12 protein-coding genes are annotated in these 15127 nt (G+C 65.6%); 8 read left to right on the top strand and 4 right to left on the bottom strand.

The genetic code is table 11. From position 1 onward, the window contains the following. Positions 1 to 69: 69 nt before the first annotated feature. From VGQ44_16965 to VGQ44_16955, 3 genes are read right to left on the bottom strand one after another with little or no spacing between them, the layout of a single operon-like run. The gene (locus VGQ44_16965) at positions 70 to 2397 is read right to left on the bottom strand and encodes a PQQ-binding-like beta-propeller repeat protein (protein HEV8448525.1); all 2328 of its coding nucleotides are present in this window, start codon (positions 2395 to 2397) and stop codon (positions 70 to 72) included. After that, positions 2394 to 2870: a c-type cytochrome gene (locus VGQ44_16960; protein ID HEV8448524.1), complete on the bottom strand. Its 477-nt coding sequence runs from the start codon at positions 2868 to 2870 to the stop codon at positions 2394 to 2396. Before VGQ44_16960 ends, VGQ44_16965 begins: the two co-directional genes overlap by 4 nt. 17 nt (positions 2871 to 2887) lie before the next feature. Further along, on the bottom strand, positions 2888 to 4261 hold the full coding sequence (locus tag VGQ44_16955; GenBank protein HEV8448523.1) for a HupE/UreJ family protein: 1374 nt from the start codon (positions 4259 to 4261) through the stop codon (positions 2888 to 2890). Positions 4262 to 4378: 117 nt separating this feature from the next. Between VGQ44_16955 and VGQ44_16950 the strand changes: the two genes are divergently transcribed. From VGQ44_16950 to VGQ44_16915, 8 genes are all read left to right on the top strand, one after another. Beyond that, on the top strand, positions 4379 to 5710 hold the full coding sequence (locus VGQ44_16950) for an NHL repeat-containing protein (protein ID HEV8448522.1): 1332 nt from the start codon (positions 4379 to 4381) through the stop codon (positions 5708 to 5710). After that, the gene (locus VGQ44_16945) at positions 5707 to 6900 is read left to right on the top strand and encodes a hypothetical protein (protein ID HEV8448521.1); all 1194 of its coding nucleotides are present in this window, start codon (positions 5707 to 5709) and stop codon (positions 6898 to 6900) included. Before VGQ44_16950 ends, VGQ44_16945 begins: the two co-directional genes overlap by 4 nt. Before the next feature lie 41 nt (positions 6901 to 6941). Then, positions 6942 to 7556 carry a hypothetical protein gene (locus tag VGQ44_16940; GenBank protein HEV8448520.1) on the top strand — a complete coding sequence of 205 codons (615 nt, stop codon included), beginning with the start codon at positions 6942 to 6944 and terminating at the stop codon, positions 7554 to 7556. A 10-nt stretch (positions 7557 to 7566) separates the two neighbouring features. Next, the gene (locus VGQ44_16935; protein ID HEV8448519.1) at positions 7567 to 8007 is read left to right on the top strand and encodes a MaoC family dehydratase; all 441 of its coding nucleotides are present in this window, start codon (positions 7567 to 7569) and stop codon (positions 8005 to 8007) included. A 109-nt stretch (positions 8008 to 8116) separates the two neighbouring features. After that, positions 8117 to 9658, top strand: coding sequence for an amidohydrolase family protein (locus tag VGQ44_16930; protein ID HEV8448518.1), 1542 nt, complete (start codon positions 8117 to 8119; stop codon positions 9656 to 9658). A 1-nt stretch (position 9659) separates the two neighbouring features. Continuing rightward, positions 9660 to 10904, top strand: a complete 1245-nt coding sequence (locus VGQ44_16925) for an alpha/beta hydrolase (GenBank protein ID HEV8448517.1) — start codon at positions 9660 to 9662, stop codon at positions 10902 to 10904. A gap of 240 nt (positions 10905 to 11144) precedes the next feature. Further along, positions 11145 to 12386, top strand: coding sequence for a di-heme oxidoredictase family protein (locus VGQ44_16920; GenBank protein HEV8448516.1), 1242 nt, complete (start codon positions 11145 to 11147; stop codon positions 12384 to 12386). A gap of 61 nt (positions 12387 to 12447) precedes the next feature. Continuing rightward, positions 12448 to 13887: an amidohydrolase family protein gene (locus tag VGQ44_16915; protein HEV8448515.1), complete on the top strand. Its 1440-nt coding sequence runs from the start codon at positions 12448 to 12450 to the stop codon at positions 13885 to 13887. Between the two features lie 67 nt (positions 13888 to 13954). Here VGQ44_16915 and VGQ44_16910 read toward each other — a convergent pair whose 3' ends face one another. Beyond that, positions 13955 to 14995 carry a hypothetical protein gene (locus VGQ44_16910; protein HEV8448514.1) on the bottom strand — a complete coding sequence of 347 codons (1041 nt, stop codon included), beginning with the start codon at positions 14993 to 14995 and terminating at the stop codon, positions 13955 to 13957. Positions 14996 to 15127 lie beyond the last annotated feature (132 nt).

The following is a 15127-nucleotide window of genomic DNA, read 5'->3' as shown; positions in this document are numbered from 1 at the left end:
TCGCGCGGATCGACGCTTCGCCGCGGCGCTCGACCTCGAATGGCCGAGCGCCGTTTGCTCTTCCTCGTCCTAGTGCTTGCTCTGATCGATCGGCTTCTTCGGCAACGCCAACGCGACCAGCGCGATCTTGTCGCCGGCTCCGGTCGCGAACACGATGTACTGCCGGCCGTCGTGCAAGAACGTCATGGGTACGGCTGAGTTCACGCTCGGCACGTTCACGGCGCCGACCTGTTTGCCGGTCGCCTTGTCGAACGCGTACAGCTGCGGCGTCGCCGCGGCCGCGCCGGCGCCTCCACGACCACCACCGCCGCCACGAGCCCCGCCGCGACCACCGCCGGCGCCGCCGCTGCGGCCGGTGCCGTGAATCACGAGCGTCTTTGTCGTGATCACCTCGGGCTGACCACCGATCGCGGGAATCTTCGGCAGCGTCACGCCCGCGAAGAGCGGATCGTTGCTCGTCTGATCGCGCCACCGATTGCCGTTCGGCACCCACCACTTCTTGTCGCCGGTGTTGAGATCATAGGCCGTGATACCGCCCATTTCCTTCGGCTTGAGGATCGACACGCCGCCGATGGTGGTCGTCGCCGCGATGCGTGAGAACGCGCCGCCGCGGCCTCCAGTCTCACCGGCTCCCTCAGCGGGCGGTTTGTAGCCCGGCGGCGGCTTGGTCGCGCCACCCTTGCCGCAGCTGTTGTGAGGCGACGTATAGGGAAGCTCCGAGCACGGATCGTGTGCGATCGCGATCGTGCTCAGTCCGCTCTGTCCACCCACGTAAATCATGCCCGTTTCTGGATCGGCCGCGGTGCCGCCGTCGATGTTCACACCGCCGCTCGCCCCGGGAGCGTACCACGAGCAGTTGTACTTCGCCGGACCACTCTTGCCTTTGCCGTCGAGCGGAGAGCCGGGAATGAAGTACGGACCCATGCGGCACTTCTGCGCCAGCTTGAGCGCCGAGTCCTTGATCGCCGGCGTGTAGTCGATGAGGTCGGACTCGAGCAAACCTTGCTGCGAGTAGGGCGCGGGCTTCGACGGAATCGGCTGCGTCGGCGACGTTTCCTCGCCCGGCACTTCCGTTTGCCCGACCGCCGTCTCGGCGATCGGCCAGATCGGCTGGCCCGTCACACGATCCAGGACATAGACGAAACCCTGCTTCGTGGTCGCGGCGATGATCTTCCTCCGCTGCCCGTCGATCGTGACGTCGAGGACGTTGGGCGCCATCGGCGTGTCGTAATCCCAGATGTCGTGGTGCACGAACTGGTAGTGCCACTTCCGTTTGCCGGTCTTGGTGTCGATCGCGACGACGCTGCTGCTGAACAGGTTGTTGCCGGGACGCAGACCGCCGTACTCGTCGGCGATCGGCATCCCGACCGGGATGTAGACCAGACCGAGCTCGGGGTCTCCCGAATACGTGGCCCACGCGTCGACCTTGCCCACGCCTTTCATGCCGATCTTGGAACCGTTCTTCCACGTGTCGGCGCCGAACTCTCCCGGCTGCGGCACGAGGTTGAACTTCCAGAGCTGCTTTCCGGTGTGGACGTCGAACCCGCGGATGAATCCCGGAATGTTGTGGTCGTGCAGTGGGTAGTAGCCGTGGATCGACGAATTGCCGACGACGATCACGTCGCCGATGACGATCGCCGGTGAGCTGTTTGCGATCTGGCCGTTCGCCGGATCGATGCCGACCGTGCCGTCGGCGCCCGTCTTCGTCGCGGCGTTCCACTTCTCACCCGGCCGCGCCTTTCGCGCCGGATACGCTTCGCTGATCTCGAGCGCGAACGTGTCGTCCACGGCGAGGGGCACGAGTGGATAGCCGAGACCCGTCATGAGATCGACGACGCCATCGTGCTTGTCGCCGACGTTCGGATCGCCCTTGCCCGTTTTGGCATCGATGATCGCGAGGTGGTAGCCCGGCGTCACGACGATCACGCGCTCGTTCGTGCCGTCGGTCCAGTACGAGAGACCGCGTCCGGCAAACTGCCGCGGCGCTTTCTGCCAGCGGATGCCTTCGTCGATGCCCCACTGCCAGAGCGTCTTGCCGGTCGCGGGGTCGATCGCGAACGCTTTGCGCCGGTTCGTCGCGACGGTGAGCAGCCGGCCGTCCGCGTAGAGCGGCGTCGTGCGGTAATACTCGTCTTCGCCGTACTCGGCGGCGTTCCACTGCCACGCCACCTGGAGCGAGTCGAAGTTGTTGGCATTGATCTGATCGAGCGCGGAGTATCGGGTGCTCCACGCGTCGGCGCCCCAGTAGCGCCATTCACCGGGCTTGTTGCCGCGCGCGAGCGGCAGCCCTTGGCGGGCATCGAGCAGCTTCGCGCCGGCGAAGGCGCCGCCAAGAATCAGCACGGTCATCGGAACGGTCGTTCCGATGAATCGCCGCGAGAACCAGCGTCGCGTCATGGCTTCTTCCTCTTTGGTGGTGGAGTCGTCTTCGGCTTGGCTTCGATGCGGTACTTTTTGAGCGAATCGACATCGGCCGGCAGCTCGTTCGGTCCGACCGGCATCGCGTTCATCTTGAGCAGGTACGCCATGACGTCGGCAACGTCTTCCGGCGCCAGGCTTCCCGGATCGTTCTTGGGCATCCTCGTGCTGACGAACGCAAATAGATCAGAGAGATGCTTCCCGCGCCACCACTGATTGAAGGTGGCGCCGGTATGGGACGCCGGCGTGTGGCAGGACCGGCAGCTGTTGAAGTAGACGTCCTTGCCTCGCGAAGCCTGCTCGTCCGTATAGAGGCCGTCGAGCGTCGAGGGACCCTTCGCCGTATCGGCGGCGCCGGTCTTCGTCGCCTTCAAGGGAGCGTGCCCGCTCGACGGCTGCTTCGTCTGGCCGGCAGCGACCGACGACGACAGCGCGATCATGGCACCCGTCAAGGCCAAAAACCTCGTCCTCATTTCGCCTCGGCGCCCGCCGATAGATCGCGCGAACCGCGCGTCAGCCGCCCGTAGACCGCGAAAACGCCCCACGCCGCGGTGACGATCACCAGCAGGAACATGAGCCCGCGGAGCAGGCTCGCGACGAGCGCGGGGGTGAGCTCCGGCACGTCGACGTGGTAGCTGGCGAGCACAGCGCCGCGGTCGAGCATCCAATGCCACGCCGTGTGCGCGACGAATGCCGAGAGGATGATCGTCCCCATTCGTTCCTTGACGGCGTGCGAGAAGAACCAGTTGAGCGCCGGGACGGTCAAGGCCAGCACCGCCAGCTGGCCCAGCTCTACGCCCACGTTGAACGACACGAGCGACGTCGCCAGGTGAGAGCCGGCGAACTGCAGCGACTCGCGCAGCGCGAACGAGAAGCCGAATCCGTGGACCAACCCGAAGCCGAACGCAACCAGCCACCGGCGTTCCAACTTCGCACCCACGATGTTCTCGAGCGCCATGTATACGATCGACACGGCGATCAGCACCTCGATCAGCGGCGGAAACCAGAGCGAGTCGGGGGCGAAGCCGGCCGCCGATGCGATGAGCGTGATCGAGTGCGCAACCGTGAACGCCGTCACGATCGCGATCAGCGGGCGAACGCGACGGAACGGAATCACGAGGCACAGCAGGAACAGCAGGTGGTCGAAGCCGCTCAGGATGTGCTCGAAGCCGAGCTTCACGAAGCTGAGCGCCGCCTGGCTCCAGCGCGGATCCAGGTGCACGAGGCCCGGGTTGCCGAGGTACTCGAAGTCGCGCTCGCCGCCGGAAGCCGGGAGAAAACGCAGCACGGTCGTCGTACGCACGGCGAGACGCGCCAGCGCGGGGTCGATCGAGAAGCGCGCGCTGTCCGACGCGATGCGGTAGTCGAGCACGACGTCGAGCATCGCCTGATTCCACACGAGCTGCGTCGCCGTGTCGAGCGGCGCCGACGTCGCGTGCGCGACGGCGCTGTCGAAGGTCGTGAACGATCTGTCTGATGGGAGCGAAACGCGGGTCGCCACGATCTTGCCGTCGCCGAGCGGCGAATCGTTCTCGTAGAGGTGCAGGTCGCCGGCCAGCCAGACCCGCGCCGCGTCGCCCAGCAGCGGCGTCGCGCGCGCGATGTCGAGGTATCCCGGCCCGTTGAGCGGAAAACTGACGTCGCGCATCGCCTCGAGCGGCGCGCGGATGACCACGCGGAGGTTCTGGCCGGCCGGCTTGATGAAAACGAAGACGCGGACGCTGGCCGGGATGTCGTGGGCGTAATTCACGCTCGGCGACGCGAGCACGAGCCCCGACGCAACGACTGCGGCGACAACGACGTTGACACCTGGACGGACCCGACTCCGACCGCGTAGAATCACGCCATTCACTCCCCCTCCATCGACGCACGAGTATAGTGCACGTGCACGGGGGTTGGAACGGCCGCGGACCGGGGCTGGAGGATGTGGGTGCGGGCCGACTCGAGTCGAGGAGATCGCATGAACCGAGGTATTACGCTCGTTGGCGCGTTGCTGTTGCTGTCAGGAGGGTGGGGTGTGGGCGCGAGCGCGGCGCAGGCGCCCGCTAAGACCGGCGCCAGGACGGCCGCCAAAGAGGCGCCGAAGTTCGAGGTCGACCCGATGTGGCCCAAGCCGATGGGCAATCGGTGGATTCTCGGATCGACGACTGGCGTGGCCATCGACTCGCGCGACCACATTTTCGTCGTCCACCTGACCGACAGCTTCACGCCGCGCACGGAGATCGGCTTGACCGTTGGCGGCGCCGCGTACGGCGAGTGCTGCGCCTCCGCGCCGAATGTGCTCGAGTTCGACCCGAGCGGCGCGCTCGTCGCCCATTGGGGCGGCCCGGGCGAGGGCTACAATTGGCCGGAACAAAACGCCGGTCTCGCGATCGACGACGCGGGCAACTTCTGGATCGGCGGCGCGGGCGGCGCCGATTCGAGAATTCTCAAGTTCTCGAAGGACGGCAAATTCATCGCGCAGTACGGTACTGCTCCGGCGGCGCCTCCGCCGGTCGCGGCCGCGGGCCGGAGCGGGGGTGATACTGCGTACGCCGGGGTCTCGCCGGGTCGTGGCGCGGCTGGCCGCGGCGGTGGCCGCGGCGGACGGGGCGGCCGCGGCGGCGCGCCGGCACTTCCCGCCAACAGCAACAGCATGGAAAGCTTCGGCGGCGCGATGGGGTTCGCGATCGACAGCAAAGCGAACGAGATCTTCGTTGCCGACGGCTCGCGCAACCACCGGGTTGCGGTGGTCGACATGAACACCGGCGCGATCAAGCGCTACTGGGGCGCGTACGGCGCGAAGCCGGACGACGCCGATACCGCGAAGTACGAGCCGGGCGGCGCGGCGCCGAAGCAGTTCGGCCAGGTGCGCTGCGTGCGAATCGCCAACGACGGGCTGGTCTACGTCTGCGATGCGACGAACGACCGCATCCAGATCTTCAAGAAGGACGGCTCGTTCGTGAAGGAAGCGACCGTCGAGCCCTCGACGCGCGGCAGCGGGTCGGTGTGGGACATCGCATTCTCGCGCGACCCCGGCCAGAAGTACGTGTATGTCGCGGACGGCGCCAATGACAAGGTCCACATCCTCGATCGCGCGAGCTTGCAGGAGCTCACCGCGTTCGGCGACGGCGGCCGCCAGCCCGGTCTGTTCTACGCCGTCGACGGCGTCGCCACTGACTCCAAAGGCAACCTCTACACGATCGAGACGTTCGAAGGAAAGCGTCTCCAGAAATTCAACTACAAGGGCGTAGGCGCCGTGACCAAAGCCAGTCAGGGCGCGCTCTGGCCTTCCGCGGGAGCGAAAAAGTGACCGGACGCCGCAGACTCGTTCTCGCCGCCACGCTTGCCGGCGCGATTGTTTCGCTTGGCATCGGTCAACGCGCGCTCGACGCGTCGGCGCGCGCGACGCTGGTGCAAGCGCCGCGCTTCGAAGTCGATCCGCTCTGGCCCAAGCCGCTCCCCAACCACTGGGTCCTCGGCAACGTGATCGGCGTCGGCGTAGACGCCAACGACCACGTTTTCATCGTGCATCGCAACGACACGTTCGATGCGCGAAATGAGATCGGCGCGGCGCAAAATCCGCCGCTCAGCGAGTGCTGCGTCCCCGCGCCGCCGGTGCTCGAGTTCGATCCCGCCGGAAATCTCGTCAACGCGTGGGGCGGTCCGCCCGAAGACAAGAAGTACGTCTGGCCGTCGTCTAACCACGGGATCTCGATCGACAACAAGAACAACGTGTGGATCGGCGGCAACGGCGGCCGCGGGGACGCCGGCAGCGACTCCCACATCCTCAAATTCACGCACGACGGCAAGTTCCTGATGCAGATCGGCGAGCCGGGTCAGGCGACGAACAGCAACAGCACGTCGCATTTCGGCCGCGTCGCGAAGATCTCGTTCGATTACAAGGCGAACGAAGCGTTCATCGCCGACGGCTACGGCAATAGGCGTGTGGCCGTCCTCGACATGAACGACGGCAGGATCAAGCGTTTCTGGGGCGCCTACGGAAAGGCCCCATACGACTCCGCGCTTCCGCCGTACGAGCCCGGCCAGCCGCAGCCGAGTTTCCGAAATCCCGTGCACTGCGCCGAGCCCTCGGTCGATGGCCTGCTCTACGTCTGCGACCGCGTCAACGATCGCATTCAGGTGTTCAAGGAGAGCGGCGAATTCGTGAAGGAAAAGATCATCAAACCCGCGACGAAGGGCGACGGCTCGGTGTGGGACATCGCCTTCTCGAAGGATCCGCAGCAGAAGTACATCTTCCTCGCCGACGGCAAGAACGAGCGCGTGTACGTGATGGACCGGCAATCGCTGGACATCATCACCGAGTTCGGCGACGGCGGCCGCCAACCCGGCCAGTGGTTCGCCGTGCACAGCATCGCCACCGACTCGAAGGGCAACATCTACACGACCGAGACGTACGAGGGAAAGCGAATTCAGAAGTTCGTATATAAGGGCATGGCGTCCGTCGACCCGAGCCAGGGCGTCGTGTGGCCCAAGCGGTGACCGCGAGCTCTTTCCCCCCCACTCTCTCAAGGAACCCAATCGTGCGATTCTCAGCGTTGATCGTCCTCTGCGCCCCACTCGGCGCCGCGTTCGCCCAGGGCGCGGCCAAGCAGGCCGGCGCGGCCGCGATGCCCCCGGTCTCGATGACCGAAGCCGAACAAATCGCGGCCGCCGTGCTTCCATTGCCGGCGGAAGCCCGCGCGTCCGCCAAAGTCCTGGGGTATCGCAACGGCAGCCCCGCCCTCGTGACGCTTCGCGAAGGCAAGGTCTTCACCTGTTTCCTTCCCGAACCGGACGGCAAACGGGGGTATCACGCGGCCTGCTACCACCAGGCCCTGGAGCCATTCATGGCACGCGGCAGAGCGCTGCGCGCGAGCGGCACGAAGGACGAGCAGGTCGACACAGTACGGTTCGCCGAAGTGAAGGCGGGCAAGCTCGAGATGCCCAAGCAACCGGCGTCGATGTATCAGCTGTTCGGCGGCAAGTTCGATCCGGCGGCGAACACGGTCACCGGAGCGCAGCCGCTCATCGTCGTCTACATCTCGGGGGCGACGGGCGCGACCACGGGTCTTCCGGAAAAGCCGTCCGAAAACGGAATGTGGATCATGTACCCGGGCACGCCGAAGGCGCACATCATGCTTTCGCCGAAGATGTAATCGGCATCCGATGACGAGACCGCCGACGGTCGGTCAACGCGCGAGCCGTTCGCTCACGCTCTCCGGGAAGCACGTCGAGATTTTCGCCGAGCTCACTGGCGACTACAATCCACTGCACTTCGACACCGCGTTCGCCGAACGGACGCGGTTCGGCGCGCTCGTCGTGCAAGGCGGGTTGACGACCGGTTTGCTCCACGCGCTGGTCGCGATGGATCTGCCGGGACCGGGGTCGGTCTTCCTCAGCCAGAACTGGAAGTTCACCGCCCCGGTCTACATCGGCGACACGATCACCGCGAACGCCGAAGTCGTGAGCGTCCACCCCTCCAAGCCTGTTACGCAGCTTCGATGCGTGGTCACTCGGCAGACGGGCGAGACGGTGCTCGAAGGCGAGGCATGGTGCTATACGATGGCGGCGAAGAACGGTGACGGCGATGCTCCAGCCGCCCGGTAGCCGCGACGCCCGTAGGGTGGATCGGGTCGTGGTATTCCCCGGGTAACGATTCGGGCCGCCCGAGGCCTGCGGTCTTGCGGACCTTCTCCGGGTATATGATGATCATCCGATGCGGCGCCTCCCTCCTTTGCTGGCATTGGCGCTCACCGCTGGTTCGGCCGTCGCGCAGACGGCGGTCGTCAGCGGGACGCGTCCGGCACGACTGATCATCAGAAACGCTACCGTCGTCGACGGAAACGGCACCCCCGCAAAGGGCCCGTTCGACATCGTCGTGCAGGGCGGGATGATCACGCAGTTGGTCGCGCTCGATCCGGTTGCGCTCGGGCGCAACGGCGCAGATCGCCGACCGCGTGCCGACGCGAACACGGCGGAGATCGACGCGAGCGGCAAGTACGTATTGCCCGGGCTGATCAACGCGCACGCGCACCTGCAAGATGAACGCGGCGGCACCGCGCAGCCGATCGAGTACGAGTTCAAGATCTGGCTCGCGTGCGGCATCACCGCGGTGCGCGACGTCGGCAGCGACACGAGGAAGGCGCTGGCGTGGCGAGATGCGAGCAACAAGGGCACGCTCCAGGCGCCGCGCATCTTCGTCTATCCGCAGTTCGGCCGGCCGACCAACGCCGATTCGGCGCGCGCTCGCGTGCGTTCACTCAAGGCAATGGGCGCCGACGGCATCAAGCTGCTCGGCATCGACCGCGACATCATGCAGGTGATGGAGGACGAAGCGCACAAGGAAGGACTGCGCATCGCGCATCACGTCGGTGTCGAGGAGACGAACGCCTGGGACGACATTCACTTCGGCACGACCAGCATCGAGCATTGGTACGGCATCCCCGACGCGGCGATCGTCGACGGCGTCCAGAATTTTCCGTCGTACTACAACTACAACAACGAGACGGACCGTTTCCGATGGGCCGGACATCTGTGGCGCGAGGCCGACCCGGCGCGGCTGCAGATGGTGCTCGACTCGATGGTCGCGCGACATGTCGCGTGGGTGCCGACGTTCGACATTTATGAGGCGTCGCGCGATCTGCAGCGCGCGAAAACGCAGCCCTGGTTCGGCGACTACCTCCATCCGACGCTCGAGGAGTACTTCAAGCCCGACCCGGCGAACCACGGATCGTACTTCTTCGGCTGGACGTCGACCGACGAAACGTTCTGGAAAGAGAACTATAGAATCTGGATGAGCGCCGTCCGCGACTTCGAGCGAAAGGGCGGACTTGTCGGCGCGGGAGACGACGCCGGGTTCATCTACCAGATGTACGGCTTCGGGTTGCTGCGCGAGCTCGAGCTGCACCAGGAAGCCGGCTTCAATCCGATCAAGGTCGTCCAGCACGCGACTTTCAACAACGCGCGCATCCTCGGCAAAGAAACCGAATTGGGTCGCGTTCGTCAGGGATTCAAGGCGGATCTGATCGTGGTAAACGGCAATCCGCTCGAGAACCTGAAGGTCCTCTACCCAACCGGCGTGGACGACATCAAGAACGGCAAGCCGGTGCACACCGGCGGTGTCGAGTGGACGATCAAGGACGGCATCCCCTATCACGGTCCCACGCTCATGGCCGAGGTGAAGCAGCTCGTCGCCAGGGCTCGCGCGGACCGCCGAACGAAGGCAGACCGAACCGACAAGAGTGAACGAAACCGCTGACGTGACTCCCCCCCCCGCCTCTCGATGGCAGAGCCGTTGGGAGATTGAAGAGCCGGGTGAGGCGCCGCTGCCCACGGGCCCGGGCGTCACCGGCTGGACGGGTATCACGCTCGCGGTCGCCGCGCTGTTGGGCGCCATGTGGATCTTCATTCCGCCGCCCAGCTATTTCTTCCTCCGCCTCGCCGTCGCGGCGCCCGAGCTGTGCGCGTGGCTCGGGGTCGTCGCGCTCCTCGGCATCATCTTCGCGCTCCGTAGCGCGTCGCGCTCCCGTCTCGCGCAGCTTGGCGCGCTGATTGGTTTGATCGCGTTGGGACTCGCCGAAAGCATCTTTTTCAGGCTGAGCGCCACCATTCACGAGCTCGACGGTCAGAGCGGAGTGATGATCCGCGAGCCGGCCGCGCCGCTTCGCGCGGCCCCCGTGAGCGCGCTGGATCTGTTCCGGGGCATCTCGACGAACGATGCGCGGGTCGATCGCGGCCTGACGTTCGTTTCCCGGAACGGCCGAGCGTTGACGTTGGACGTGTATCGCCCGCAGAAGCCGGGACGATTCCCCGTGGTCGTGCAGATTCACGGCGGGTCGTGGCAAAACGGCGCGCCAGAGGACCATTCCAATTTCGCCGAGTGGCTGACGAATGCCGGATATGTGGTGTTCTCGATCGACTATCGGCGCGCGCCCGAGACGCGCTGGCCGGGACAACTGGCGGACGTCGACACCGCACTCGCGTGGATCAACGCGCACTCGAATGAGTACGAGGCCGACACGACGCGGGTCGTGTTGCTCGGGCGGTCGGCCGGCGGCCAGCTAGCGCTGCTCGCGGCATACGCGAAGCAGCGGCCGGGCGTGCGCGGAGTGATCAGCTTCTACGGTCCGATCGATCTGCCCACATCGTATCGGGATCCCCCGCGTCCGGATCCGCTGAACGTCCAGTCGATCATGGACGAATACATCGGTGGTGGGCCCGGCAAATTCCCCAGAGAGTACGCCGACGCGTCGCCGATGTCGTACGCCACCGCCGACCGAGGCCGTTCGCTGCCGCCGACGCTCTTGATCTACGGCGGGCGAGACAACGTCGTCGAAGCGAAGTACGCGCGGGTGTTCGCCGAGAAGCTGAACGAGTCGGGAACGCCGGCGGCGTATCTCGAGATCCCGTGGGCGGAACACGGTTTCGACGAGGTGTTCGACGGGGTGAGCTCTCAATTGAGCCTGTATTACACCGAACGGTTTCTCGCCTGGGCGATGCGGTGATCGGTCGGTAGCCACGGCGAATTCCAGCGCGGCGACGGTGCTCGCGTATCGGTTATCAGCCCCGCCGCCGGTGCCATAGCACGCTGGACGCCGCTGAGCTCGCAACAAGGCAAAGGATCACGCGTCGAGCATCCAAGCGAGCAGAACTGTCTTTAGAATTTCATAAAAATTGTGCTGCGGCGCACCGCGGGTGCCGGTGCGCGACGATAGCATGGCGCGCCTTTCATCGGAGCGCTCCCCATGCGACGCGGACCCCACCTCGCCGCCGCCGGAACGATTGCTCTCGTGTTCTCGGCGTGCACGCTCGACTCACCGCCATCGGCGCCGCGCAGCGCGGTCGTCGCGCAAGGATCGAGCAGAGACGTCTCGGGCGACGACGAGCAGCTCGACGAACCGCTCCCCGGCCTGACGCCGGATCAACTCGATCGGTTCAATCGCGGACGCGCGGTCTTCAGCCGTGTGTTCACGGACCAGACGGGCCTCGGGCCGTCGTTCAATTCGAACGCGTGCGCGAGTTGCCACGAGGAGCCGTCGACCGGCGGGTTCGGCGACGATCTGGATGAGGACGTAGAGATGCACGTGTCGGTCGAATCGGATGGAGCGTGCCTCGATCTCGCCGCGTTCGGCGGCGCGGTCATCCAGCATCATACGACGGCGATGCTGCAGACCTATTATCCCGACTACCTCGCCGAGGCGATTCCGTCGCAGGCGGGAAGTCACGCCGCGCATCGTACGACGCCGGCATTGTTTGGCTTCGGGCTTCTCGAGGCCATTCCCGCGAGCACGATCATCGCTCTCGCCGACCCGACCGATGCGAATGGCGACGGCGTGCGTGGACGACCGAGCATGGTGAGCGGCGAAGTGGCCCGCTTCGGACGGAAGGCGACGGACGTCACGCTCCTGGGCTTCAATGCCGGGGCGTTCCAGAACGAGATGGGCATCACGAGCAGCATCGCGCCGGCCGAACAGCGGCTCGCCGGCATCCCGTTCCCGTTCGACGAAACCATCGATCCGATTCCCGGGCCGGAGATCAGCGACGACGACCTCGCTCTCGCGACGGATTTCGTGCGCTTCCTGGCGCCGCCGCCCCAGCTCCACGGCGGCCCGGACGCGAACGACGGACGCCAACTGTTTTCGTCGATCGGCTGCGCCACCTGTCACGTGCCCAGCCTCCGCACCGGTCCGTCGTCCATCGCGGCGCTCAGCAACGTGAACGTTCAGGCATTCACCGATTTGCTGCTGCACGACATGGGACCGGGACTCGCCGACATTTGTCGCGGCGGCGCCGGCGCCTCGGAGTTCCGCACTGAACCGCTCATGGGTCTTCGATTTCGCACGCACTTTTTGCACGATGCGCGTTCGCCGACGCTCGAGGACGCGATCGCGCAGCACGGCGGTGAAGCATCCCGGTCGCGCGATCGATTCGCCGGTCTCAAAACGAACCAGAAAGCCGCGCTCATCGCGTATCTCAAGACGCTATGACGTGGCCCCGAACGCGTAGCGCACCTCGACGCCGAGGAGGATGGGCGATAAGCTGAGCGCCATGCGCTCACCATCCTCCTTCGGCATTCGGCAGCTCGTCGTCGCCATTTTGGCGGCGCCCGCAACCCTGATCGCACAGCGGCCGACCATCGCCGCCGCTGTGCGACCATTCGTTCAGGTCGACACGAACGTCGTCGCGCTGACGCACGTTCGCGTGATCGACGGCACCGGCTCGCCGGCTCGCACGGATCAAACGGTCGTGATTCGTGACGGGCGGATCGCCGCGCTCGGACCGTCGGCGTCGACGAGCGCGCCGGCGAGCGCTCTCGTGATGGATCTCTCAGGGAAGTCGGTGATTCCGGGACTCGTCATGGTCCACGAGCATCTCTTCTACCCGACCGGACCGGGCGTCTACGCATATCTCGCCGAGAGCTTCACTCGCCTCTACCTCGCCGGCGGCGTGACGTCGATGCGCAGCGGCGGGAACATGAATGGGTTCGGCGAAATCGGGGTGAAGCGGGCGATCGACCGCGGTGAACGTGCGGGCCCGTGGATCGACGCGACCGCGCCGTACCTCGAGGGGCCCGGGCTGAATTTGCCGCAGGTGCACGAGCTGACGGACGCCGCCGACGCGCGGCGCCTCGTCGACTACTGGACGGACATGGGGGCGTCGTCGCTCAAGGCGTACATGCACATCACGCGCGATGAGCTCAAGGCGGCGATCGACGAGGGACACAAGCGCGGCATCAAGACGACGGGCCATCTCTGCTCGGTCACCTATCGCGAGGCCGCCGAGCTCGGGATCGACGACTTGGAACACGGCTTCTTCGCGTCCACGGACTTCGTCGCCGGCAAGAAGCCGGACATTTGCCCGGGGCAAGGCGTCGGGCAAGCGTCGATCGCCGCGCTCGACACGGCCGGCGCTCCGTTCAGGTCGCTCGTCGCGGAGCTGGTGAAGCGACACGTCGCAATGACATCCACGTTGACGGTCTTCGAGACGTTCACAGCCGGCCGGCCGGAGCCGCCCGGACTCGACGTGCTGGTGCCGGAGCTCCGCGACCAATTCCAGCAGCAGCGCACCCGCGCCGCGCAGAACAGCGCGCGGTCGAACTACGCCGCGCTCTTTCCGAAGGAGCGCGCGATGGAGATCAGCTTCCTTCGAGCGGGTGGGCTGCTGATCTCCGGGACGGATCCGACCGGCGGCGGCGGCGTGATTCCCGGCTACTCGGACCAACGACAGATCGAATTACTCGCCGAGGGCGGACTTTCGCCTGTCGAGGCGATCAAGGTCGGCACGCTGAACGGCGCGACGTACCTCGGCCGGGCCGACAAGATCGGTTCGATCACCACCGGCAAGCAGGCCGATCTCGTCGTGATCGACGGCGACCCGTCGGCGCGCATCGAGGACATTCGAAAAGTCTCACTCGTGTTCAAGCAAGGCATCGGCTACGACCCGGCCAAGCTCATCGCGTCGGTGAAAGGAAAGGTCGGGTTGTTCTAGAAAAAAAACATCGGGCTCGGCGAGTGCCGAACCCGATGCGTTCGTGGCTGATCTTGGAGCGGACTGCTCAAAGCAAAGGCCACCCCTGTGCGCAGCCGCCCGATCCGGCATTCACCCAATTCTGCTGCACCAAGAAGTCCTTGGTGCCAACGTGAATGTTGGCCACTCCGCCGCCGGCACCCACATACGTGGAACCGAAATTCCAAGCACACTTGTCGGCGTTCTCGTTCCCGCGCACATCGTACCACGCGTTCAAGAGCTCGTCGGTTGTCGTTTCCTCCGTCTCGTGGGCGATCGTGTTCACTTCGTAGTCGGCGCCCGGGTCTCCGTTGGCCGCGGCGGTGCCATTGGTGCAGGCACTCGGATATGCGTAGTCATACGGCATCGCCGCGTATCTGACGGTCTGGCCGTTGACCGTCCCGTACCCGTGGTACGCGCAATACTGGGTGCCGAATCCGCCACCGAGGTTGACGGCGCCGGCCGTGAAAATCAGGTACAGCGTGCTGGAATTGTATTGGATTGCGCCTGAGCTGAAGCCGCTCGCCAGCATCGACAGCATCTGCGAATCGCTGACCGACTGCGTCCCTGACGGCGCGTTGACGTCATTCGCCCAGTAGGACGTGTAGTTGACTTGATTGACGATGGCGCGCCCGCTTCCGTCGGTGTATGTCGTGTTGATATTGAAGTAAGTCGACCCGCCGAGATGGTTCAGGAAATATCCGACGAGCGAGTTGTCCGCGGATCCCGCGCCGGTGCTCGGCGCCGTGGGGCCGCCGTTGTAGATCCGCCCCGAGGACCAATAGATCGCGACCACGTTTGTACCGCCCTGCAGGACCGGTCCGCCGTGATACGAAATTCCGGTTGAGCCTCCGCCGCCACCACCACCGTGGCCGTGCGAATTGCCATTGGCGTTGTTCGTCTGATACCAGTCTTTCGTGTGGAATTCGTGGCGGCCGTTCGCGGAGACAATCTGCGTCCGACTAGGACCGCCCGACGCGACGTCTCGACTGGGTGGAGTGACCGCGGAGTCCGAGCATGCGGCGAGAAAGAGCGTTGCGGCGCACGCAACGCTCGCGACGATTTGTGCGGCGTGATACGACCGGTGCATGGAGCCTCCGAAGGGGGCGGAAAGCGGAGCAGCGCACCATCGCCGGGGCGCGGAGACCAATTGTATGGAAGCGTCTGGCGGCCGACAAGAGAGCACGCCCGGGAGGGATCGGGGTTCCAAAGTGGAAACCGT

It is taken from the genome of Gemmatimonadaceae bacterium, from assembly GCA_036003045.1.
Classification (GTDB): Bacteria; Gemmatimonadota; Gemmatimonadetes; order Gemmatimonadales; family Gemmatimonadaceae; genus JAQBQB01.
This window is presented reverse-complemented; position numbering and strand designations above follow the sequence as displayed.